This is a genomic window from Streptomyces sp. NPDC006997, from assembly GCF_040635175.1.
Lineage (GTDB): Bacteria > Actinomycetota > Actinomycetes > Streptomycetales > Streptomycetaceae > Streptomyces.
The window spans coordinates 117,423-138,353 of the sequence record NZ_JBEYHH010000005.1 but is presented as its reverse complement, the minus strand read 5'-3'; the positions used below and the strand labels follow the sequence as shown (position 1 = coordinate 138,353).

The 20,931-nt window shown below is 73.9% G+C and carries 15 protein-coding genes; 6 read left to right on the top strand and 9 right to left on the bottom strand.

The window, feature by feature from the left end; genetic code table 11:
• Positions 1-2: 2 nt before the first annotated feature.
• The 5 genes from pgi to ABZ659_RS06725 all read right to left on the bottom strand — a co-directional run bounded on the left by pgi (position 3) and on the right by ABZ659_RS06725 (position 7,066).
• A complete protein-coding gene (gene pgi, locus ABZ659_RS06745; protein ID WP_360214209.1) occupies positions 3-1,649 on the bottom strand; it encodes a glucose-6-phosphate isomerase in 1,647 nt (548 codons plus the stop codon).
• Positions 1,642-2,577, bottom strand: a complete 936-nt coding sequence (gene opcA / locus ABZ659_RS06740; RefSeq protein ID WP_360214207.1) for a glucose-6-phosphate dehydrogenase assembly protein OpcA — start codon at positions 2,575-2,577, stop codon at positions 1,642-1,644. The genes pgi and opcA overlap by 8 nt, the downstream gene beginning before the upstream one ends.
• Positions 2,574-4,079: a glucose-6-phosphate dehydrogenase gene (zwf, locus tag ABZ659_RS06735; RefSeq protein WP_360214478.1), complete on the bottom strand. Its 1,506-nt coding sequence runs from the start codon at positions 4,077-4,079 to the stop codon at positions 2,574-2,576. Before zwf ends, opcA begins: the two co-directional genes overlap by 4 nt.
• 149 nt (positions 4,080-4,228) lie before the next feature.
• Positions 4,229-5,374: a transaldolase gene (tal, locus tag ABZ659_RS06730; RefSeq protein WP_360214205.1), complete on the bottom strand. Its 1,146-nt coding sequence runs from the start codon at positions 5,372-5,374 to the stop codon at positions 4,229-4,231.
• A 291-nt stretch (positions 5,375-5,665) separates the two neighbouring features.
• Complete coding sequence (locus ABZ659_RS06725) at positions 5,666-7,066, bottom strand: glycoside hydrolase family 16 protein (protein ID WP_360214203.1); 1,401 nt, start codon at positions 7,064-7,066, stop codon at positions 5,666-5,668.
• A gap of 282 nt (positions 7,067-7,348) precedes the next feature.
• Between ABZ659_RS06725 and ABZ659_RS06720 the strand changes: the two genes are divergently transcribed.
• Together ABZ659_RS06720 and ABZ659_RS06715 are read left to right on the top strand one after the other, a co-directional pair.
• Positions 7,349-8,689, top strand: a complete 1,341-nt coding sequence (locus ABZ659_RS06720; RefSeq protein ID WP_360214201.1) for a 6-phospho-beta-glucosidase — start codon at positions 7,349-7,351, stop codon at positions 8,687-8,689.
• Positions 8,690-8,866: 177 nt separating this feature from the next.
• Positions 8,867-9,769: a sulfotransferase gene (locus ABZ659_RS06715; protein WP_360214199.1), complete on the top strand. Its 903-nt coding sequence runs from the start codon at positions 8,867-8,869 to the stop codon at positions 9,767-9,769.
• Positions 9,770-9,784: 15 nt separating this feature from the next.
• Here ABZ659_RS06715 and ABZ659_RS06710 read toward each other — a convergent pair whose 3' ends face one another.
• The 3 genes from ABZ659_RS06710 to ABZ659_RS06700 are packed head-to-tail and all read right to left on the bottom strand — an operon-like array spanning position 9,785 to position 13,833.
• Positions 9,785-10,960 (bottom strand): glycosyltransferase, encoded by a 1,176-nt coding sequence (locus tag ABZ659_RS06710; RefSeq protein ID WP_360214197.1) that lies wholly within the window; start codon positions 10,958-10,960, stop codon positions 9,785-9,787.
• Positions 10,961-11,009: 49 nt separating this feature from the next.
• Positions 11,010-12,323, bottom strand: coding sequence for a nucleotide sugar dehydrogenase (locus tag ABZ659_RS06705; protein WP_360214195.1), 1,314 nt, complete (start codon positions 12,321-12,323; stop codon positions 11,010-11,012).
• A gap of 49 nt (positions 12,324-12,372) precedes the next feature.
• On the bottom strand, positions 12,373-13,833 hold the full coding sequence (locus ABZ659_RS06700; protein ID WP_360214193.1) for a glycosyltransferase family 4 protein: 1,461 nt from the start codon (positions 13,831-13,833) through the stop codon (positions 12,373-12,375).
• 38 nt (positions 13,834-13,871) lie between these two features.
• On the opposite strand from ABZ659_RS06700, the gene wecB reads away from it, so the two are divergent.
• The 4 genes from wecB to ABZ659_RS06680 are packed head-to-tail and all read left to right on the top strand — an operon-like array spanning position 13,872 to position 19,660.
• Positions 13,872-14,981 (top strand): UDP-N-acetylglucosamine 2-epimerase (non-hydrolyzing), encoded by a 1,110-nt coding sequence (gene wecB / locus ABZ659_RS06695; protein ID WP_360214191.1) that lies wholly within the window; start codon positions 13,872-13,874, stop codon positions 14,979-14,981.
• 10 nt (positions 14,982-14,991) lie between these two features.
• The gene (locus tag ABZ659_RS06690; protein WP_360214189.1) at positions 14,992-15,648 is read left to right on the top strand and encodes a methyltransferase domain-containing protein; all 657 of its coding nucleotides are present in this window, start codon (positions 14,992-14,994) and stop codon (positions 15,646-15,648) included.
• On the top strand, positions 15,648-17,480 hold the full coding sequence (locus ABZ659_RS06685) for a hypothetical protein (protein WP_360214187.1): 1,833 nt from the start codon (positions 15,648-15,650) through the stop codon (positions 17,478-17,480). The genes ABZ659_RS06690 and ABZ659_RS06685 overlap by 1 nt, the downstream gene beginning before the upstream one ends.
• Complete coding sequence (locus tag ABZ659_RS06680; protein ID WP_360214185.1) at positions 17,477-19,660, top strand: glycosyltransferase; 2,184 nt, start codon at positions 17,477-17,479, stop codon at positions 19,658-19,660. Before ABZ659_RS06685 ends, ABZ659_RS06680 begins: the two co-directional genes overlap by 4 nt.
• Here ABZ659_RS06680 and ABZ659_RS06675 read toward each other — a convergent pair whose 3' ends face one another.
• Positions 19,661-20,794, bottom strand: a complete 1,134-nt coding sequence (locus tag ABZ659_RS06675; protein ID WP_360214183.1) for an ATP-grasp domain-containing protein — start codon at positions 20,792-20,794, stop codon at positions 19,661-19,663.
• Between the last annotated feature and the right edge of the window lie 137 nt (positions 20,795-20,931).

Below are 20,931 nucleotides of genomic sequence, written 5' to 3'. Positions count from 1 at the left end.
GATCACTTCACTTCCTTGAGGTCACGGTAGGCGGCCACGAGGGCGGCGGTGGAGGCGTCGAGGCCCGGCACGTCGGCGCCCTCGGTCAGCGCGGGCTCGACGCGCTTGGCGAGGACCTTGCCCAGCTCCACGCCCCACTGGTCGAAGGAGTCGATGTTCCACACCGCGCCCTGCACGAACACCTTGTGCTCGTACAGCGCGACGAGCTGGCCGAGCACCGACGGCGTCAGCTCGGCGGCGAGGATCGTGGTCGTGGGGTGGTTGCCGCGGAACGTGCGGTGCGGGACCTGCTCCTCGGGCACGCCCTCCGCGCGCACCTCGTCCTCGGTCTTGCCGAAGGCGAGCGCCTGGCCCTGCGCGAACAGGTTGGCCATCAGCAGGTCGTGCTGCGCCTTCAGCCCCTCGCTCAGCTCGGCGACCGGCCGGGCGAAGCCGATGAGGTCGGCGGGGACCAGCCTCGTGCCCTGGTGGATGAGCTGGTAGTAGGCGTGCTGTCCGTTGGTGCCGGGCGTGCCCCACACCACGGGACCGGTCTGCCACTCCACGCCGCGCCCCTCGCGGTCCACGGACTTGCCGTTGGACTCCATGTCGAGCTGCTGGAGGTACGCCGTGAACTTGGCGAGGTAGTGGCTGTACGGCAGCACCGCGTGCGACTGCGCGTCCAGGAAGTTGCCGTACCAGACGCCCAGCAGGCCGAGCAGCAGCGGCGCGTTGGCCTCGGCGGGGGCGCTGCGGAAGTGCTCGTCGACCAGGTGGAAGCCGTCGAGCATCTCCCGGAACGCCTCCGGGCCGATCGCGATCATCAGGGAGAGGCCGATGGCGGAGTCGTACGAGTAACGGCCGCCGACCCAGTCCCAGAACTCGAACATGTTGTCCGGGTCGATGCCGAAGTCCGTGACCTTCTCGGCGTTGGTCGACAGGGCGACGAAGTGCCGGGCGACCGCCTTCTCCTCGCCGCCGAGCCCGTCCAGCAGCCAGCTCCGGGCCGACGTGGCGTTGGTGATCGTCTCGATGGTGGTGAAGGTCTTGGAGGCGACGATGAACAGGGTCTCCGCCGGGTCCAGGCCGTGCACCGCCTCGTGCAGGTCGGCGCCGTCCACGTTGGAGACGAAACGGAACGTCAGCTCGCGGGCCGTGTACGCCCGCAGGGCCTCGTACGCCATCGCGGGGCCCAGGTCGGAGCCGCCGATGCCGATGTTGACGACGTTGCGGATCCGCCGGCCGGTGTGGCCGGTCCACTCGCCGGAGCGGACCCGGCGCGCGAAGTCGGCCATCTTGTCGAGCACGGCGTGCACCTTGGGCACGACGTTCTCGCCGTCGACCTCGACCACGGCCTCGCGGGGGGCGCGCAGCGCGGTGTGCAGGACCGCCCGCCCCTCGGTGGTGTTGATCTTCTCGCCGCGGAACATGGCGTCGCGCAGCCCGAACACGTCGGTGGCCGCGGCGAGTTCCTGGAGCAGGGCGAGGGTCTCGTCGGTGACGAGGTTCTTGGAGTAGTCGATCCGCAGGTCTCCGACGCGCACGACGTACCGTCCGGCGCGCGCCGGGTCGGCCGCGAACAGCTCACGCAGGCCCGGGACGCCCTGCGCCCGGTGGTCCTCCAGGGCGGTCCACTGCGGGCGCCGCGTCAGCAAGGGGGTGTCAGACATGGGAAGGGGTCTCCTTGGTGGCCTCGCCGCGCAGCGCGACGGCGTACATCTCGTCGGCGTCGAGGCGCCGTAGCTCCTCGGCGATGAGTTCGGAGGTCGGGCGGACCTTCAGCGCGAGGGTGCGCGAGGGCTGGTCCGGCAGGGTGAGGGTGGCGAGCGGGCCCTCGGGGCGGTCGATGACGATCTCGCCGCGCTCGGTGCCCAGGCGCACGCCGGTGACCACGGGGCCCGCGGTCTCCACCCGGTCGACGGTGACGCCGAGGCGGGCGTGCAGCCAGCGGGCGAGCAGCTCGGCGCTGGGGTTGTCGGCCTCGCTCTCCACCGCCGCGGAGGTGATGGTGAGGCGGGCCTGGTCGAGGGCGGCGGCGAGCATCGAGCGCCACGGGGTGAGCCGGGTCCAGGCGAGGTCGGTGTCGCCGGGCGCGTACGACTTCACCCGGGTCTCCAGGGCCGTCAGCGGGCGCTCGACGGCGTACATGTCGGTGATCCGGCGCTGGGCCAGCGCGCCCAGCGGGTCCTTGGAGGGGTTGTCGGGGGCGTCCACCGGCCACCACACCACCACGGGCGCGTCCGGCAGCAGCAGCGGCAGCACGACGGAGTCGGCGTGGTCGGAGACCTCGCCGTAGGTGCGCAGGACGACCGTCTCGCCGGTCCCGGCCTCGGAGCCGACCCGCACCTCCGCGTCCAGCCGGGAGCGGTGGCGCTCGCGGGGGGTCCGGGCGTGCCGCTTGATGACGACCAGGGTCCGCGAGGGGTGCTCGTGCGACGCCTCCTCGGCGGCCTTGATCGAGTCGTAGGCGTTCTCCTCGTCCGTGACGATCACCATCGTCAGGACCATGCCCACGGCGGGGGTGCCCAGGGCACGGCGGCCCTGCACCAGCGCCTTGTTGATCTTGCTTGCCGTGGTGTCGGTCAGGTCGATCTTCATGGCCTGCGCCAGCTCCGTCCGTCTCGTGCGAGCATCTCGTCGGCTTCCTTCGGACCCCAGCTGCCCGACGCGTACCGCGCGGGTGTGCCATGCGTGGCCCAATACCCCTCGATCGGGTCGAGGATCTTCCAGGACTCTTCCACTTCCCGGTGACGCGGGAACAGGTTGGCGTCGCCCAGCAGCACGTCCAGGATCAGCCGTTCGTACGCCTCCGGGCTGGACTCCGTGAACGACTCGCCGTAGGCGAAGTCCATGGACACGTCCCGGATCTCCATCGAGGTGCCCGGCACCTTGGAGCCGAACCGGACCGTCATGCCCTCGTCCGGCTGGACGCGGATGACGACCGCGTTCTCGCCGAGTTCCTCGGTGGCCGTCGAGTCGAAGGGGGAGTGCGGCGCCCGCTGGAAGACCACCGCGATCTCGGTGACGCGGCGGCCGAGGCGCTTGCCGGTGCGCAGGTAGAAGGGGACGCCCGCCCATCGGCGGTTGTCGACCTGCAACCGGATCGCGGCGTAGGTGTCGGTGGTGGAGGCCGGGTCGATGCCGTCCTCCTCCAGGTAGCCACGGACCCGTGCGCCGCCCTGCCAGCCCGGCGCGTACTGGGCGCGCACGGTGTGCCGGGACAGGTCGGCGGGGAGCTTCACCGCCCTCAGCACCTTCAGCTTCTCGGTGAGCAGGGAGGCCGCGTCGAAGGCGGCGGGTTCCTCCATCGCGGTGAGCGCCATCAGTTGCAGCAGGTGGTTCTGGATGACGTCACGGGCCGAGCCGATGCCGTCGTAGTAGCCCGCCCGGCCGCCGATGCCGATGTCCTCCGCCATGGTGATCTGTACGTGGTCGACGTACGACCTGTTCCAGATCGGCTCGAAGAGCTGGTTGGCGAAGCGCAGCGCCAGGATGTTCTGGACGGTCTCCTTGCCGAGGTAGTGGTCGATCCGGAACACCTGCTCCGGGTCGAACACGTCGTGCACGATCGCGTTCAGCTCCTCGGCCGACTCCAGGTCGTGCCCGAACGGCTTCTCGATGACGGCCCGGCGCCAGGAGCCCTCGGGGGCGTCGGTGAGCCCGTGCCTCTTCAGCTGCCGGACGACCTTGGGGAAGAACCTCGGCGGTACGGAGAGGTAGAAGGCGTAGTTGCCGCTGGTGCCGCGTGAGACGTCCAGCTCGTCGACGGCGGACCGGAGCTGCTTGAACGCGGTGTCGTCGTCGAAGTCGCCGGGGATGAACCGCGTTCCCTCCGCGAGCTGCCGCCACACCTCCTCGCGGAACTCGGTGCGGGCGTGCTCCCGTACGGCGTCGTGCAGGACCCGCGCGAAGTCCTGGCCCTCCCAGTCGCGGCGGGCGAAGCCGACCAGGGAGAAGCCCGGGGGCAGCAGACCGCGGTTGGCGAGGTCGTACACCGCGGGCATCAGCTTCTTGCGGGACAGGTCGCCGGTGACGCCGAAGATGACCAGCCCCGAGGGGCCCGCGATCCGGGGCAGGCGGCGGTCGCGCGGGTCGCGCAGCGGGTTGCTCCAGGCGGCGGGGGCCGCGGTCGCGGTGGCCGTCCCGGTGGTCGTCCCGTTGGTTGTCCCGTTGGTTGTCCCGGTGGTTGTCCCGGTGGTTGTCCGGGTGGTTGTCCCGTTGGTTGTCCGGGTGGTTGTCCCGGTGGTGGTCACCGCTCCTCAACTCCCTTGCTGTCCAGCGACTTCGTGACGGCGTCCAGCAGGTCCTGCCAGGCCGCCTCGAACTTGGCCACGCCCTCGTCCTCCAACAGGGTGACCACCTCGTCGTAGGAGATGCCGAGTCGTTCTATGGCCGCCAGGTCGGCGCGGGCCTGGGCGTAGCCGCCGGTGACCGTGTCGCCGGTGATCCGGCCGTGGTCGGCGGTGGCGTCCAGGGTGGCCTCCGGCATGGTGTTGACCGTGCCGGGGGCGACCAGGTCCTCCACGTACCGGGTGTCCCGGTAGGCGGGGTCCTTCACCCCGGTGGACGCCCACAGCGGGCGCTGCTTGTGGGCGTGCGCGCCGGACAGGGCCAGCCAGCGGTCACCGGCGAAGAACTCCTCGTACGCGGCGTAGGCGAGCCGGGCGTTGGCGAGGGCGGCGCGACCCCGGAGGGCGAGGGCGTCGGCGGTGCCGAGCAGGGTCAGCCGCCTGTCGACCTCGGTGTCCACGCGGGAGACGAAGAAGGAGGCCACGGAGCGGATCCCGGCCAGGTCCAGGCCCGCGGCCCGCGCCTGCTCCAGGCCGGCGAGGTAGGCGTCCATGACCTCGCGGTAGCGCTCCAGGGAGAAGATCAGCGTGACGTTGACGCTGATGCCCTGGGCGATGACCTCGGTGACGGCGGGCAGGCCCGCCCGGGTCGCCGGGATCTTGATCATCACGTTGGGGCGGTCCACCAGCCAGGCGAGCTGGCGGGCCTCGGCGACGGTGGCCCGCGTGTCGTGGGCGAGGCGCGGGTCGACCTCGATGGAGACCCGGCCGTCCCGGCCGCCGGTGGCCTCGTAGACCGGGCGCAGGACGTCGGCGGCGGCGCGGACGTCGGCGGTGGTCGTCATCCGGACGGCCTCGTCCACGGTGACGCCGCGCACCGCGAGGTCGGCGAGCTGGTCCTCGTACCCCGCGCCGGAGCCGAGGGCGGCCTGGAAGATGGACGGGTTGGTGGTGACGCCGACGACGTGCCGGGTGGTGAGGAGTCCGGCGAGGCCGCCGGAGGTGATCCGCTCGCGCGACAGGTCGTCCAGCCACACGGAGACGCCTTCCTCGGCGAGGCGCTTCAGGGGCTCCGCGGCGGCGGGTGCTTCGGTCATTCTGATCATCTTCTTTCTGGCGCTCGGATCAACCACGCGTCACCGCGGGGGATTCCCGGGCGGCGGCGACGGCGTTCGGTCCGGTCTGCGTCACCTGTGAACCGGTACCACGTCAAACCCGCGTCTGCGCGCTCATCTGTTACCAGTCCTCTTCAAAAGTTCATGAATTCGAGCATCGTCCCTGGTGAGACGCGTTCGACTCTAAAAGTCGGACTTTTTCGAGGGGAGGCCGGGGTGGGGTGGGCGCACGCGAGGAGGGGCCCCACGCGTGCGCGTGGAGCCCCTCCGGGACGGGTGTGCTCAGTGACCGAAGGTGAACCAGTTGACGTTCACGAAGTCCGCGGGCTGGCCGCTGGTGAAGGTCAGGTAGACGTCATGGGTGCCGGTGACGCGGCTGATGTTCGCCGGGACCGTCCGCCAGGACTGCCAGCCGCCGGTGTTGCCCAGCGCGAAGCTGCCGACGGGCGCGCTGGTACGGCTGTCCAGGCGCACCTCCACCAGACCGCTCACGCCGGACGCCGCGCCGCTCGCGACCCGGCCGACGAACTGGGTGGCCCCGGTGGAGCCGAAGTCGACGCCCCGGTAGAGCGCCCAGTCGCCGTTGGCGATCGCGCCGATGTTCTGCCCGCCGCCCGCGTCGGACGTCGCCTCGGTGATGGTGCCGGACTGCCCGTCGTACGACTCGGCCTGGAGGGCGCTGTAGGCGTCCCGGTTCCCGGTCGGCGGCGGTGTGGTGCCGCCCCCGCCGGCCGTCAGGACCCGCACGTAGTCGACGACCATCGGGTGCCCCGGCACGGTGTTGCCGTCCGGGCCGCCGCCGAAGGCGTCCACGAAGCCGCCGCCCATCGCCACGTTGAGGATGATGAAGTAGCCGTGGTTGGTGGCGTTGGCCCAGGTGGTGGCGTCGACCTGGTTGGCCCGTACGGTGTGGTAGTTGATGCCGTCGACGTAGAACCGGACCTCCTCCGGGCTCGTCGAGCGGTCCCACTCCATGCCGTAGGTGTGGAAGCCCGCCTGGCAGGTGGCGCCGGGGCAGGCGCGGGAGCCGCCGATGCCGGAGGTCTCGTTGCAGGGGCCGCCCGGTGAGGTGCCGCAGTGCATGGTGGCCCAGACCGTGTTCAGGCCCTGCACGTTCTCCATGATGTCCAGCTCGCCCACCGACGGCCAGTTCCAGTAGTTGCCGCGGTAGGGGGCGCCGAGCGCCCAGAAGGCGGGCCAGTAGCCACGGGCGGCGGTGCCCGTGACGTTCGGCATCTGGATGCGCGCCTCCATGCGCAGCTTGCCGCCGGACGGGGGCTGGAAGTCGGTGCGGTTGGTCTCGATGCGGCCCGACGTCCAGTTGCCGGAGGCGTCCCGGCGCGGGGTGATGCGCAGGTTGCCGCTGCCGTCGAGGGCGACGTTGTTCGTGCTCGACGTCATCGTCTCGATCTCGCCGGTGCCCCAGTTGCCGGGGCCGCCGGGGTAGCCGGTGCCGGTCGCGTACCGCCAGTTGGAGGTGTTGACGCCGGTGCCCGCGGCGCCGTTGAAGTCGTCGACGAAGACCTGCGTCCAGCCGGACGGCGGCGGGGGAGCGGCGGCGGTCGCCGCGGGGACGGCGGCCGTGGCGGCGAGCCCCGCCAGGCCGAGGGTGCCGAGGACGGCGAGGAGCGCCCGCCGCAGGGGGCGCCGGCGTCTGTGGGGTGTGCCGGAGGGTTCGCTCATGGGGGGCCTCTCGGTACGGGTCTGTACGGACCGGTGGGGGTCCGTGCCGGTGGGGAGCTGAGCGGTGGGGCGGGCGCACCGGGCCTCCCGCGCGTGAGAGCGCTCTCAGGACCCGGTGCGCCCGCCAATGTGCTCCGCGACACCCCGGCCGTCAAGAGGTGCAGCGAAGAAAGTCCCCGCCGGGCGGGGGAGTTCAGGTCCCGAAGACGCCCCGCTTCCGCGCCGCCTACCGTTACGGGAGGAGAAGGACCGGTACGGGGACGAGGGAGAGGCGGGAGCGGCGTGCGGCTGACGATTCTGGGGGGCGGCGGGTTCCGGGTGCCGCTGGTGTACGGGGCGCTGCTGGGCGACCGGGGCGCGGGGCGGGTGACGGACGTCGTCCTCCAGGACCCGGACGCCGCCCGGCTGCGCGCGGTCTCCCGGGTCCTGGCCGAACAGGCGGCGGACGTCCCCGACGCCCCCCGGGTGACCGTCACCACCGACCTCGACGACGCCCTGCGCGGCGCCGACTTCGTCTTCTCCGCGATCCGCGTCGGCGGCCTCCAGGGCCGCGCCGACGACGAGCGGGTGGCGCTCGCGGAGGGCGTCCTCGGCCAGGAGACGGTCGGCGCGGGCGGCATCGCCTACGGGTTGCGGACCGTCCCCGTCGCGGTGGACATCGCCCGCCGGGTGGCCCGGCTGGCCCCCGACGCCTGGGTCATCAACTTCACCAACCCGGCCGGACTCGTCACCGAGGCCATGTCCCAGCACCTCGGGGACCGCGTCATCGGCATCTGCGACTCGCCGGTCGGCCTCGGCCGCCGTATCGCCCGGGTGCTCGGGGTGCGCGACCCGGCCGCGGCCTGGATCGACTACGTCGGCCTCAACCACCTCGGCTGGGTGCGCGCCCTGCGCGTCGGGGGCCGCGACGAACTCCCGCGGCTGCTCGCCGACCGCGAGCTGCTCGGCTCCTTCGAGGAGGGCAGGCTCTTCGGCGCCGACTGGCTCCAGTCGCTGGGCGCCGTCCCCAACGAGTACCTGCACTACTACTACTTCAACCGGGAGACCGTCCGCGCCTACCGCGAGGCCGACCGCACCCGCGGCGCCTTCCTCCGCGACCAGCAGGCCGCCTTCTACGCCGAGGCCACCGACCCCGCCGTCTCCGCCCGCGCCGCCTGGGAACGCACCCGCGCCGAACGCGAGGCCACCTACATGTCCGAGAACCGGGAGACGGCCGGGGCGGGCGAACGCGAGGCCGAGGACCTCGCCGGCGGCTACGAGAACGTCGCCCTCGCCCTGATGCGGGCCATCGCCCGCGACGAGCGCGCCACCCTGATCCTCAACGTCCGCAACCGCGCCACCCTCGCCGCCCTCGACCGGGACGCCGTCGTCGAGGTGCCCTGCCTCGTCGGCGCCAGCGGCGCCCACCCGGTCGCCGTGGACCCGCTGCCCGGCCACGCCACCGGCCTGGTCTGCGCGGTCAAGGCGGTCGAGCGGGAGGTCCTCGCCGCCGCCGCCTCCGGCTCCCGCGCCACGGCGGTGAAGGCGTTCGCGCTGCACCCGCTCGTCGACTCCGTGCACGTCGCCCGGCGCCTCGTCGACGGCTACACCGCCGCCCACCCCGGCCTCGCCTACCTGCGGTGAACACCGCCCGCCGCAGCGAGAATTCAGGAAGCGGTGAAGCACCTGGTCGGAAGCGGTATGTGGAGCTCCGCGAACACGCCGCTTCGCCTTCCGTACACCTCCGGTTCGCCTGCCGCCTCTGAGATGCGGCCCTGAAGGTCCGCGACGCGGCCTTGAAGGAGAGAGGAAGGTGTCACCGTGCGAGACCCGCGCATGTCCGCCCTCGGCAAGGGCCTCAGGCGCCGCGGCAGGCTGATGGTCCAGGCGGTGAGCCCGCCGCGCCGGGTGAGCCCCGGGGGCCGCACCCTGGACGGGGTGCCCGCGCAGCGCGAACCGTGGCGGGACCCGGACGCCGACGCCGTGCCGCCCGCGCCCCGGCTGGTGGACTCGCCGGTGTTCGTGCTGTCCTCGGTGCGCTCCGGCTCCACCCTGCTGCGGGTGCTGCTCAACAGCCACAGCCGGATCCGCGCCCCGCACGAGATGCACCTGCGCACGGTGCACGTGCGGTTCTCCCGGGACTTCACCGCCGACGCCATGAAGGAGCTGCGCCTCGACCGGCAGGAGCTGGAGCACGTCCTGTGGGACCGCGTCCTGGACCTGGAGCTGCGGCACAGCGGCAAGGACGTCATCGTCGACAAGACCCCGGCCAACACCCTGGTCTTCCGGCGCCTCCAGCGCTGCTGGCCCAACGCCCGCTACATCATCCTGCTGCGCCACCCCGGCGCCGTGGTCACCTCCCTGACCGCCCGCCGCGACCGCCCCGACCCCGCGGCGATCCGCGAGGAGGTCCTCCGGTACGCCGAGGAACTGGAGGAGGCCCGACGGCACCTCGACACCGCGCACGTCATCACCTACGAGGACCTCACCGCCGACCCCGAGCGGGTCACCCGCGGCCTCTGCGACCACCTGGGCGTGCCGTGGGAGAGCGGGATGCTGGACTACGGCAGCCATGACCACGGCCGGTTCCGGCCCAAGCTCGGCGACTGGAGCAGCACCATCAAGTCGGGCCGCATCCAGGCCGCCCGCGGCGCCGACGCGTCCCTGGAACTCCCGCCCAGACTGACGGAGCTGGCGCGGGCCTGGGGCTACCCGGTGGACTGACGCCCCGGCGGGCCGCTACCCGTCCACCGCGACGACCGTGCGCTCCGGGCGGCGACGGCGGCGCCGCCCGGGACGGCCGGTGCCCGTCTCCTCCTTCACCCAGCCCTCCAGCGCGTCCGCGAACTCCGCCGCCCGCTCCGTCCAGTCGAGCTCGGCCACCGCCGCCGCCCGCCCCCGCCCGGCGCTGTCCAGCCGCAGCCCCGGGTCGGTGCGCAGCCGCCGTACCGCCGCCGCCACCGCCGCCGGGTCCTCGTAGGGGACGACGAGGCCGCAGCGGTGCCGGGTGACCAGGGCCGCCGCGAGCGGGTTCGGGGTGGTCACCACGGGCACGCCGTGGGCCATGTACTCCACCACCTTGGTGGGCCGAGAGTGCCGGTAGTTGGGCTGGTCGTGCAGGAGCGACAGGCCCGCCAGCGCGCCCCGCAGGAGCGCCAGCGCGCGGTCGTTGGGCAGGTAGCCGTGCCAGCGCAGCACGCCCGCCCGGTCGGCCGCGGCGAGCGCCTCCCGCACGTCCGGGTCGGCCGCGCCGATCACCTCCACCCGCACCTCGGGGCGCAGCAGCCGGGCGGTCTCGATCAGGTCGAGCGCGCCGCGCGCCCGGGACAGGTGCCCCAGGTAGACCGCCCGCCCGGTGCCGGGCGGCTCGGGCGCGGCGGGCGGGACGAGCGGCAGGTTCGGCACGACCGGATGGTCCCCGCGGAACCGCGCCCGGTAGGCGTCCTCCGCGAGCAGCAGCCGGACCCGCCGCTCGGCGAGCCGCTCCGCCGCCCGCACCGCCACCCGCAGCGGCGGTCGCAGCGCGGCGGGCAGCCAGCGCTTCATCGTCAGCGCCGCCGCGGTGTCCTCGTGGACGTCCCACACGGTCACCGGGGCCCGGCCCGCGCGCCGCCACCGGCGCAGGGTGCCGGGCAGGGCGAGCAGCAGCTCCGGGTCGTGCAGCAGGACCACGTCGGCCTCCGGGCCGCGTTCGGTGAGCAGGGCGCGCGCCGCGCGCAGCGCCGCCCGGCGCTCCCGGCCGACGGCGCGGGGCAGGTCCACGCCCTCGACACCGGGCCGCGGGGCGACCTCGCGGGCGGCGAACGGGGCGGCGTACACGATGTGGTGGCCGCGCTCGGTCAGGGCGGCGATCTCCCGGTGCAGTATCCGCGCGTCCTCGGGATGGTGGACGACGGTGACGACGAGTATGCGCATCAGTGCGGTGCCTTTCGGTTCCGTCCCCCGGGTGCGGGCGGGCCGCCGCTCACAGCACCTCGACCCCGGGCCGGAAGATCCGCCCCCGGGTGTCGAACAGCAGCCGGGCGGCGTCGGCCAGGGCGGGCAGGTCGTAGCAGGAGTGGTCCTGGAGCAGGATCGTCAGGTCGTGGTCGCGTACGGCGGCCAGCGGGTCGTCGACCCGGGGCACCGGCACGTCGTCGACGGACCAGGCCGGGACCTGCGGGTCGTGGAAGGACACCTCGGCCTCGCGCTGCCGCAGCAGCCGGGCCACCGGCACCGCCGGGCTCTCCCGCTGGTCGGCCACGTCGGGCTTGTAGGTGACCCCGAGCAGCAGCACCCGGGAGCCGTGCAGCGGCCGGTCGGCGGTGTTCAGCAGGTCCTGGGCGCGCCGGACGACGTACTCCGGCATCCGCCGGTTGATCTCCTGCGCCAGACCGACGAACCGGAAGTCGTAGCCGAGCGAGGAGCGCACCTTGTACGACAGGTAGTTGGGGTCGATGGGGATGCAGTGCCCGCCGACCCCGGCGCCGGGGCGGAACGCCTGGAAGCCGAACGGCTTGCTGTCGGCGCAGCGGATCGCGTCCCACAGGTCGACGCCCAACTCGTGGCTGATGACGGCGAGTTCGTTGACCAGGGCGATGTTGACGTGCCGGTAGGTGTTCTCCAGCAGCTTGGCCATCTCGGCCTCGCGGGTGCCCTTGGCCTGCACGACCGTGTCGACGAGCTTGCCGTAGAAGGCGACCGCGCGGGCGGCGCAGGAGGGCGTGCAGCCGCCGACCACCTTGGGGGTGTCGCGCAGCCCGTGCCCGGTGTTGCCGGGGTCGATGCGCTCCGGCGAGAAGGCGAGCGCGAAGTCCTGCCCGGCCCGCAGCCCGGACTCCTCCTCCAGGAGCGGCCGTACGACCTCCTCGGTGGTGCCCGGGTAGGTCGTGGACTCCAGGACGACGAGCTGTCCGGGCCGCAGCCGGGCCGCCACCGCGCGGACGGCGGCGGTGACCGCGCTCAGGTCGGGCCCGCCGTCGCCGTTGAGCGGGGTGGGCACACAGATCACCACGGTCTGCGCGCGGGCGAGACAGGCGTCGTCGGTGGTGGCGGTGAAACCGTGCGACAGCATCCCGCGGACGTCGTCAGCGGAGACGTCGTCCACGTGGGAACGCCCGGCGTTCAGCGCCGAGACGATCTCCGGGTTCCGGTCGAGGCCCACCACGCGCAGGCCGACCGTGGCGGCCTCCCGCGCCAGGGGCAGCCCGACGTAGCCGAGCCCGATCACGGCGAGTTCCACGGCGGGGGTCCGTACGTCTCCCCCGTCACCGAGGGGTAGGGACTGGTCGTCCTGCATAGGGCTGCTCCCGTCACCGGATGTGAGGTGGTCCGGCGTGGCCCGCCCCTCAGAGACAGCCGAGGGCGCGGTACGCCTCCCGGGTCGTCGCGGCGACCCGGGACCAGGTGCGGTCACGCGCCACGATCTCGCGGGCGGCGTCACCCCATTCGCACCACTTTCGACTGTAGAGAAGACTTTCCAGCTCATCCGCCCAAGTGTGTGGTGAAGAGGGCGGAATGAGGACTCCGGTCTCTCCCGGCTTGACGAGTTCCGCGAGCGCCGGAAGATCGCTGGCGGCCACCGGCAGCCCGCTCGCCATCGCCTCGACCGGCTTCAGTGGCGTCACCAGACGGCACACGCGCGTGTCGGTGCGCGGCACCGCGAAGACGTCCAACACCGCGTAGTAGTCCCGGACTTGGGCGTAGGGCACCCGTCCGGTGAACACCGCCGTCCCGTCGTCCAGACCCAGTCGGCCGGCCAGCCGCAGCAGTGCCGGGCGCTCCGGTCCGTCCCCGACGACCAGCAGCCGCAGCGGCACTCCGCGACGCCTCAGCTCGGCACCCGCATGGAGCAACGTCCCGATTCCCTCGTGTGGAGTAAGGCTGCTGACCGTACCCACCACGACGTCGTCCGGCGCGATGCCGAGCCGGGCCCGCAGCGGCGCCCCGTCCGGCGGCGGGGTGAGGAACTCCTCGTCCACCGCGTTCGGCACCGTCAGCACCCGCTCCTCGGGCACCCCGCGCGCCACGATCTCCGCCTTCATCGCCGCGCCCAGCGTCAGCACCAGGTCCGCCTCCCGCATACAGCGCGTCTCCAGCTCACGCCGGGCCCGGTACGTCGGGTCCGCGCTGGTCCGGCCCGGGGCCTGGGTCAGCCAGGTGTCCTCCAGGAAGCCGCGCACCTCGTAGACGACCGGCAGCCCGTGGGCCGCGCGCAGCGCCAGCGCGATCCGCCCGTTGCCGTGGTCGGTGGCCGCGTGCAGCACCGCGGGCCGCAGCCGCTCCACCAGCCGCCCCGCCAGCTCGGCGTTACGGGCCAGCGCGGCCGCCTGCCCGTACGGCAGCCAGCGCGGCAGCAGCCGGTGCTGCGGCACTCCGCCGACCAGGTGCAGCGGACGGGCGTCCAGCACCCCCGCGGTCACCGGGAACCCGATCCGCGTCACCACGTGCGGGTCCAGCCCGGCCGCCCGCTGCGCCTCGGCGATCTTCTGGGTGCGCACGGTGTACCCGGCCTGCTTGAACGGCAGCCCGTTGGTGACCAGGTGCAGCACGCGGCCCGGCACCGGACGGACCGGGCGCGCGGGCGGCACCGGACCCGTGCTGCTGGAGGTTCCCCCGGACGGCGCAGCCGTCGGCCCCGCGGTCCGGGCCCGCCCCGCGAGCCGCCGTTCCACCGGCCCCACCCGGCGCCGCACGGGCGGCGGCAGCAGCCGGAGACCGAGCAGCGCGGCACGGGCGGGGTCGTGCCGCAGCTCGCCCCAGGCCACGGATGCCGCCAGACTGAACGCACGAGTGAGATGGCACGACATGCCGCCACATTAGGTGGACAGAGCGGAGAAAGTACGACATGAACGGCCGTGTACGCCCCGTGCGCCCCGTACTTCACGTCGTCGGCACCCGACCGAACTTCGTCAAGGCCGCCCCGGTCGTGGCAGCCCTGCGCGCGGCGGGCTGCGACCAGGTCCTGGTGCACACCGGGCAGCACTACGACGAACGGATGTCGGACGTCTTCTTCCGGCAACTGGGCCTGCCCGAACCGGACACCGACCTCGGCGTCGGCTCCGGCAGCCACGCCCGGCAGACGGCCGACCTGCTGACCGCCCTGGAGGGCGAACTGACCGCGCGGGACCCCGCCCTGGTCGTGGTGTACGGCGACGTCAACTCCTCCCTGGCCGCCGCCCTCGCCGCCGCCAAGCTGGGGATGCCCGTCGCCCATGTGGAGGCGGGCCTGCGCAGCTTCGACATGACGATGCCGGAGGAGGTCAACCGGCGTCTGGTCGACCAGCTGTCCGACCTGCTCTTCGCCACCAGCCCCGAGGCGGTCGGCCACCTCGCCCGCGAGGGCGTCGACCCCGGCCGCGTCCACCTCGTCGGCAACCCCATGATCGACACCCTGCTCACCCATCTGGACCACTTCGACCCCACCGCCGCCCGCACCGCGCACGGACTGCCCGAGCGCTACGGCGTCGTCACCCTGCACCGCCCCGCCAACGTCGACGACCCCGAGGCCGCCGAGGCCGCCGCCCGCGTCCTCACCGAGGCGGCCCGGCTCCTCGACCTCGCCGTGCCCCTGCACCCGCGCGGCCGGGCCGCCCTCGGCGCGGCGGGCCTCGACGGCGCGCCCGGCGTGCACGTCCTCGACCCGCTCGGCTACGTCGAGTTCATGAGCCTGGTGCGCGGCGCGTCCGCCGTGATCACCGACTCCGGGGGCGTCCAGGAGGAGACCACCGTCCTCGGCGTGCCCTGTCTGACCCTGCGCACCACCACCGAACGCCCGGTCACCGTCACCCACGGCACCAACCGGCTCGTCGGCCACGGCGAACTCGTCCCCGCGCTGCGCAAGCTCCTCGACGGCGACGGGCCGCAGACCCCCGACGAGGGCCCGCCGCTGTGGGACGGCCGGGCCGGGGCCCGCGTCGCCGCCGAGGTCGTGCGCTGGCTGGACCACCATGTCTGAGGCGGCCACCATGTCCGAGACCCTCCACGGGACCGCGATGTCCGAGGCCGGCCGCGACTACTGGGACACCCGCCACCGCGACCACGACGACCTCGCCTCCGGCGGTCACATCGGCCTGGACCGCGCGGGCAACGAGATCTTCTACGCGCTGCGGCTCGGCGCCCTGCTGCCGCTGATCGGCGACCTCGCCGACGAGTCCGCCCCGCTGTTCGTGCTCGACGCGGGCTGCGGCAAGGGGCACTTCGCCCGCGCCCTGGCCCGCTGCGGGCACCGCGTCGACGCCTTCGACGCCAGCGAGGAGGCCGTCGCGCACGCCCGCGCCCGGGGCGGCGGCCCGCGCTGGAGCGTCGCCGCCCTGGACGAGTGGCGCAGCGCCTGGCCGTACGACGTCGTGCTCTGCGTCGACGTCCTCTTCCACGTCCTCGACGACGGGGAGTGGGCGGCGGGGCTGCGCAACCTCGCCTCCCTGACGCGGGTCACCGGACGGCTGGTCCTCACCGACGAGGACACCGCGGCCCGCCGCCGGCGCGGCGACTACATCGTGCACCGCCCCACCGCCGACTACCGCGCCCTGCTCGAACCCCTCGGCCTGCGGCACACCCACTTCCGTCCCTACGGCTTCCGCGAGAACGAGGTCGGCTTCCACGTCTTCACGAGGACCCGCTGATGCGCCTGACCGATCTGCTCCACCCCCACCTGGACGGCGTCACCGCCGTCGTCGACGCCACCACCGGCGGGCTCGACCTGGAGCCCTACCTGCACCTGCCCGACGGCGTCCCCCTGCACCGCGGTGACCGGGACGTCGGCGAGGGCGAGCTGGTGCTCGTCTCCTACGGCCCCGAGCCCGCCCTGCACGGCGGCGAGGACGACTGCCTCGCCGCCCTCGCCCGGATGCGGCCCGGCGCCCGCGGACTGCTCCTGTTCGGCCACCGCGGGCCCGAACTGCCCTACCACCGGCTCCTCGACGCCCTCGTCTCCCACCGCTGCCAGGTGCTGCGCGCGGCCCCCCTCGACTACGTCCACCTGCACGCGGGCGCGGTCTTCGCCCGCACCGACACCCTCCTGCCGCCGCACGACTGGGCCGGGCGGCCCGTCCCCACGGAGGGCTTCGCCACCGAGCTGCGCATCGCCGACGAGTACGTCCTCGCCGACCTGGTCTCCCGCTCCCTGCGCGCCCGCGTCCTCGACCTGGAACGCGACGCCGAGGACGCCACGCGCGCCCGGGGCCCCGCCCACGCGGACGGCCTCGCCGAGCGGCTCGCCGCCGCCGTACGCGAGAAGGACCAGCTGGCGGCGGCGCTGCGCGGCGCCCGGGACCGGGTCGCCCTGCTGGAGTCCCGCGTGGCCATGCTGCAGGGCTCCACCTCCCTGCGGGTCGGCCGGGCCCTGGTCTCGGTGGCCCGCTCACCGCGCCGCGCGGCCCCCCGGCTCCCGCGTGAGCTGTACGGGCTGTGGCGGGAACGGACGGCGGGTACGGGAGCGCGGGAACTGTACGGGCGCTGGCGCGGGCGGACGGGGGCGGCGCCCGCGGCCCCCACGCCCGAGGCACCCGCCTCCGACGGACGCCTCCACCTCGCCCACCGCGCCTTCACCTCCACTCCCCGCGACCGCATGGTCGTCGTCGGCGTCCTCGCCGACACCACCGCCGCCGACCTCGCGGCGGACGCCGTCGTCAACCGGGCCCTCCCGCACGACGGGGTGCCGGTGGCGCGCCGCACGGAACCGGACGCGCTGGTCGTGCAGCTCAGCGCCTGCACCGGCGACGGCCCCTGGGCGCTCACCGGCACCGGCCTCGCCCCCGACCTCGACCGGGCGCTGGCCGAACTGCTCACCGAGACCAGGGCGCTCGGCGGCGCCTGTGTGCTGTGGCGGGACGGACCGGCCGCGGCGGCCCCCGGCCTCACCCGGTTCGCCTGGGACGCCGTGCTCGACGCGGACGCCGGGGTCCGGCTGGCCGCCCTCGACCCGGCGGCGGACGGCAGACAGCGGCTGCGGGAGGTGTTCCGCGCCGAGTGCGTCCGGGTGCGCCTGTCGCAGCTCGCCCGCCGCGTCGGTGCCCCCGACCCGCTGGACCAGCGCCGCGTCAGCGTCCTCGCCGCCCCACGGGACCGCGCCGACGTCGCCCGGCTCACCGCCCAGGTGCTCGACCAGCGGCACCGGCCCGCCGAGGTCGTCGTACCCGACCCCGCCGGACTCGACGAACTCCCCGCCGCCGGGGTGCCCGTGCGCACCGGAGAGCCCACCGCGCCCTGGGTGGCCGACTGGACGGACCTCACCGAGGACCGCCCGGACACCCTGCTGCTCGACCTGTTGTGCGCCCTGGAGTTCTCCGGCGCCGACGCGGTCGGCGACACTCCCACCGCCGACGACTACCTGTACGTCCCCGAAGTGCGCCCCCTGCTGGCGCGCCGGTCGCTGCTGGCGTCCGGCGGGCCGCCCGAGACCTGGGCACGGCAGGGGTACCGCCTGTTCGCCTGGTGCGGAAAGGAGCCGGCATGAGCAGCACACCGAACGCGCTCGTCTACGGCGACGTCGACCTCAACCTCATCGACGGCTCCGCCGTCTGGGCCCAGTCGACGGTGCAGGCGCTGTCCCGCGCGGGCTGCCGGACCCGCCTCGTCCTCAAGGCCCCGGTCCGCACCGGGCGGCTGGTCGACCCGCTCGCCGGACTGCCCGGCGTCACCGTCGTCCGCCCCGCCGAGGAACGGCTGCTGCCCGGCCAGGGCGACCACCCGCTGTCCCCCGCACAGGCGTCGCAGCTGCTCGCCCGGCTCGACGAGGACGACCCCTGCGACCTGCTCGTGCTGCGCGGACGGCGGCTGGTCACCCGGGTCGTCGCGGACGGGCACTTCCACGGCCGGATCTGGGCCTACCTCACCGACATCCCGCAGTCGGCCGCCGAGATGACCGAGGAGGCCCGCGCCGACCTCACCCGGATCGCCGCGTCCTGCCAGCGCCTGCTCTGCCAGACCGAGGAACTGCGCGGCCTGCTGGAGACCTGGGTCCCCGAGGCCGTCGGCACGTGTCTGCTCAGCCCGCCCGCCGTCCCCGAGCCGGAGTTCGACGTGCCCGAGGGCGACCGCCCGCACGACCCGTTCCGGCTCGTCTACACCGGCAAGTTCGCCCCGCTGTGGAACACCCTGCCGATGACCCGGCTGCCCGCACTCCTCGCCGAACACGGCGTCAGGGCCGAACTGCACACCGTCGGCGACAAGATCCACGACGACCCCGCGCACCCCGGCTTCCAGCCCGCCATGGCCCGCGCGCTGGCCGCCACCCCGGGCGTCCTGCACCACGGCGGACAGCCCCGCGAGGAGGCCATGCGGCTGGCCGCCGACTGCGACCTCGGCCTCGGCTGGCGGGAGCCCGCGCTCGACGCCAGCCTCGAACTGTCCACCAAGGTGCTGGAGTTCGGCGCCCTCGGACTGCCCGTGATCCTCAACCGCACCCCCGCGCACGAGGCCCTCCTCGGCGCCGACTACCCGTTGTACGTGCCCGGCCGCGCCGGGATCGACGACGCGGTGGCGGCGGTCGCACGGGCCGTACGCGAGCCCGAGGCCCGGCGGCTCGCCGCCGACCGCTGCCGGGACGCCGCCGCACGCCACACCCTCCAGGTCGCCGCCGACCGCTGGCGCGCCCAGCTCGACCAGGCGTTCCCCGCCGCCCCGGCCGCCGTCACCGGCCGCCCACGCCCCCTGCGGATCGGCGTCGCGGGCCACGACCTGAAGTTCCTCACCCGGCTCCTGGACCACTTCCGCGCCCTGCCCGGGATCGAGGTACGCGTGGACGCCTGGGCGGCGCTCGCCCGCCACGACCCCGCCGAGAGCCGCGAACTCGCCGACTGGGCCGATGTCGTGGTCGTGGAGTGGTGCGGCCCCGCCGCCGTCTGGTACAGCCGCCACAAGCGGCCGGGCAGCCGCCTGGTCATCCGCCTGCACCGCTTCGAACTCGACGCCCAGTGGCCCCGGCAGGTCGACATCGACGCCGTCGACCAGGTGATCTGCGTCAGCACCTACTACGCCCGCCGCACCCTGGAGCACACCGGCTGGCCGGAGTCCAAGGTCACCGTCATCCCCAACTGGGTCGACACCGACCAGTTCGACCGCCCCAAGGCGCCCGGCGCCCGCTTCCGCCTCGGCATGATCGGCGTCGCCCCCAGCCGCAAACGCCTCGACCTCGGCCTCGACGTCCTCGAAGCGCTGCGCGCCCACGACCGCCGCTGGCACCTCTCGGTCAAGTCCAAGCCGCCGTGGGAGTACTGGTGGATCTGGAACAAGCCCGAGGAACGCGCCCACTACGACACCGTCCTGCGCCGTATGCAGACCTCACCGCTCCTGGAGGGCGCGGTGGTCTTCGACGCCTACGGCACGGACGTCGCCGGATGGCTGCGCCGCGTCGGGCACACGCTGTCCACCAGCGACGACGAGAGCTTCCACCTGGCCCCGGCCGAGGGCATGGCCTCCGCCGCCGTGCCCGCGCTGCTGCCCTGGCCCGGCGCCGACGAGATCTACGACCGCCGCTGGATCCACCAGGACCCGGACGCGATCGCCGGGTCCGTCGCCGCACTGGACGAGCGGACCTGGCGCGACACGGGCCAGCTGGCCCGCACCCAGGTGCGGGAGCGGTTCTCCCTCACCCGGGTGGCCCGGGACTGGACGGAGCTGCTGGTGTCCGGGTAGCTACAGCGGCAGCGCCTGCGCCGCCCCCGGCGCGTCGGACCGCACCCGCGTCGGCGCGGGCGCCCGCGCGGGCTCGGGCTCGGGCTCCTCCGTCCGCTGCTGCGGCAGCGACACCGCGCGCAGGGGGCGGGGACCCGACACGACCGTGTAGTCCTGCCCGAGGAACGGCGGCGCGATCTCCCCGGGATCGTCACCGAGCGCCAGCCGCACGGCCGCCCAGGGAGCGTTGACGCCGCACAGGGAGAGCTGGTGGAGGCCGCCCGCGGGGCGGGTGTTGACGTCCATCAGGACGGGCCGGTCGCCGAACATCCGGAACTGGATGTTGGACAGGTAGCGCAGTCCGAAGCCCTCGGCGATCCGCCGGGCGGGCTCCAGCCACTGCTCGCTGAGGGTGAAGCCGCGGCGGCGGCCGTTCTTGGTGCGGCCCACGGCCAGCCGGATCCGGTTGTCGGGGCCGGTCAGACAGTCCACCGACACCTCCGGCTGCTCAAGGCGCGGCATCACCAGCCAGTCCACCGGCTCGTCCGCCTCCCGCAGGGCGCCGAGCACGAGGTCGAGCGGCACGTAGGGGGTGGGGAAGCCGTTGAGGTGCACGAGCGAGAAGGGGGCGCGGGTGATCACGCGGAAGCCCACCCCGCCCGCCCCGGACGCCGGTTTGAAGCACGCCTTGTGCCCGCCCGCCTCCAACTCCTCCACGGCGGCCGTCAGCTCGTCGGCCGAGCGGACCCGCCACCAGGGCGGGACCGGCACACCGATCGCCTGCACGGCCTCGTAGGCGACCACCTTGTCCTGGAAGACGGCCACGGCCTCGGGCGGCGGCGCCAGCAGCGCCGTACCGACCGCCTCGAACTCCGCGCGGTGCGCCACCACCGCCGCCTGGTGCAGCCGCGGCACGAACACGTCGATGCCGCGCCGGGCGCACTGGTCGAGCGCGTACTCGACGTACCCGGCCGCGGACAGGCCCTCCGGCTCCAGCTCGGCGGTGTCGGCGGCGGCCAGCACGGGGGAGTCGGGATCACCGTGGGTGGCATGGACCTCCACCGCGCGGTCGCTGGGATTTCGGCGCAGCTGATCCATGAAGAACACGTTCTCCGCGTACGTGCGGTTGAGCCAGACGCGTACGCGAGAGACCATGCAGGCCGCCTTTCACGGTTCGCGGGCACGGCGGAGCGGGCCGTGCCCGGCCAGGATAGAGGGAGGGACGCCAAAGCCGCCCTCGGAAAAGGGAGGTTGGGAGCGTTGGTGTCGGGGCGATCATACGGCTTCGCGGC

Coding starts and splice junctions, on each gene's coding strand:
- pgi (WP_360214209.1), bottom strand. CDS start 1,649: ATGTCTGACACCCCCTTGCTGACGCGGCGCCCGCAGTGGACCGCCCTG.
- opcA (WP_360214207.1), bottom strand. CDS start 2,577: ATGAAGATCGACCTGACCGACACCACGGCAAGCAAGATCAACAAGGCG.
- tal (WP_360214205.1), bottom strand. CDS start 5,374: ATGATCAGAATGACCGAAGCACCCGCCGCCGCGGAGCCCCTGAAGCGC.
- ABZ659_RS06725 (WP_360214203.1), bottom strand. CDS start 7,066: ATGAGCGAACCCTCCGGCACACCCCACAGACGCCGGCGCCCCCTGCGG.
- ABZ659_RS06710 (WP_360214197.1), bottom strand. CDS start 10,960: ATGCGCATACTCGTCGTCACCGTCGTCCACCATCCCGAGGACGCGCGG.
- ABZ659_RS06705 (WP_360214195.1), bottom strand. CDS start 12,323: ATGCAGGACGACCAGTCCCTACCCCTCGGTGACGGGGGAGACGTACGG.
- ABZ659_RS06700 (WP_360214193.1), bottom strand. CDS start 13,833: ATGTCGTGCCATCTCACTCGTGCGTTCAGTCTGGCGGCATCCGTGGCC.
- wecB (WP_360214191.1), top strand. CDS start 13,872: ATGAACGGCCGTGTACGCCCCGTGCGCCCCGTACTTCACGTCGTCGGC.
- ABZ659_RS06690 (WP_360214189.1), top strand. CDS start 14,992: ATGTCCGAGACCCTCCACGGGACCGCGATGTCCGAGGCCGGCCGCGAC.
- ABZ659_RS06685 (WP_360214187.1), top strand. CDS start 15,648: ATGCGCCTGACCGATCTGCTCCACCCCCACCTGGACGGCGTCACCGCC.
- ABZ659_RS06680 (WP_360214185.1), top strand. CDS start 17,477: ATGAGCAGCACACCGAACGCGCTCGTCTACGGCGACGTCGACCTCAAC.
- ABZ659_RS06675 (WP_360214183.1), bottom strand. CDS start 20,794: ATGGTCTCTCGCGTACGCGTCTGGCTCAACCGCACGTACGCGGAGAAC.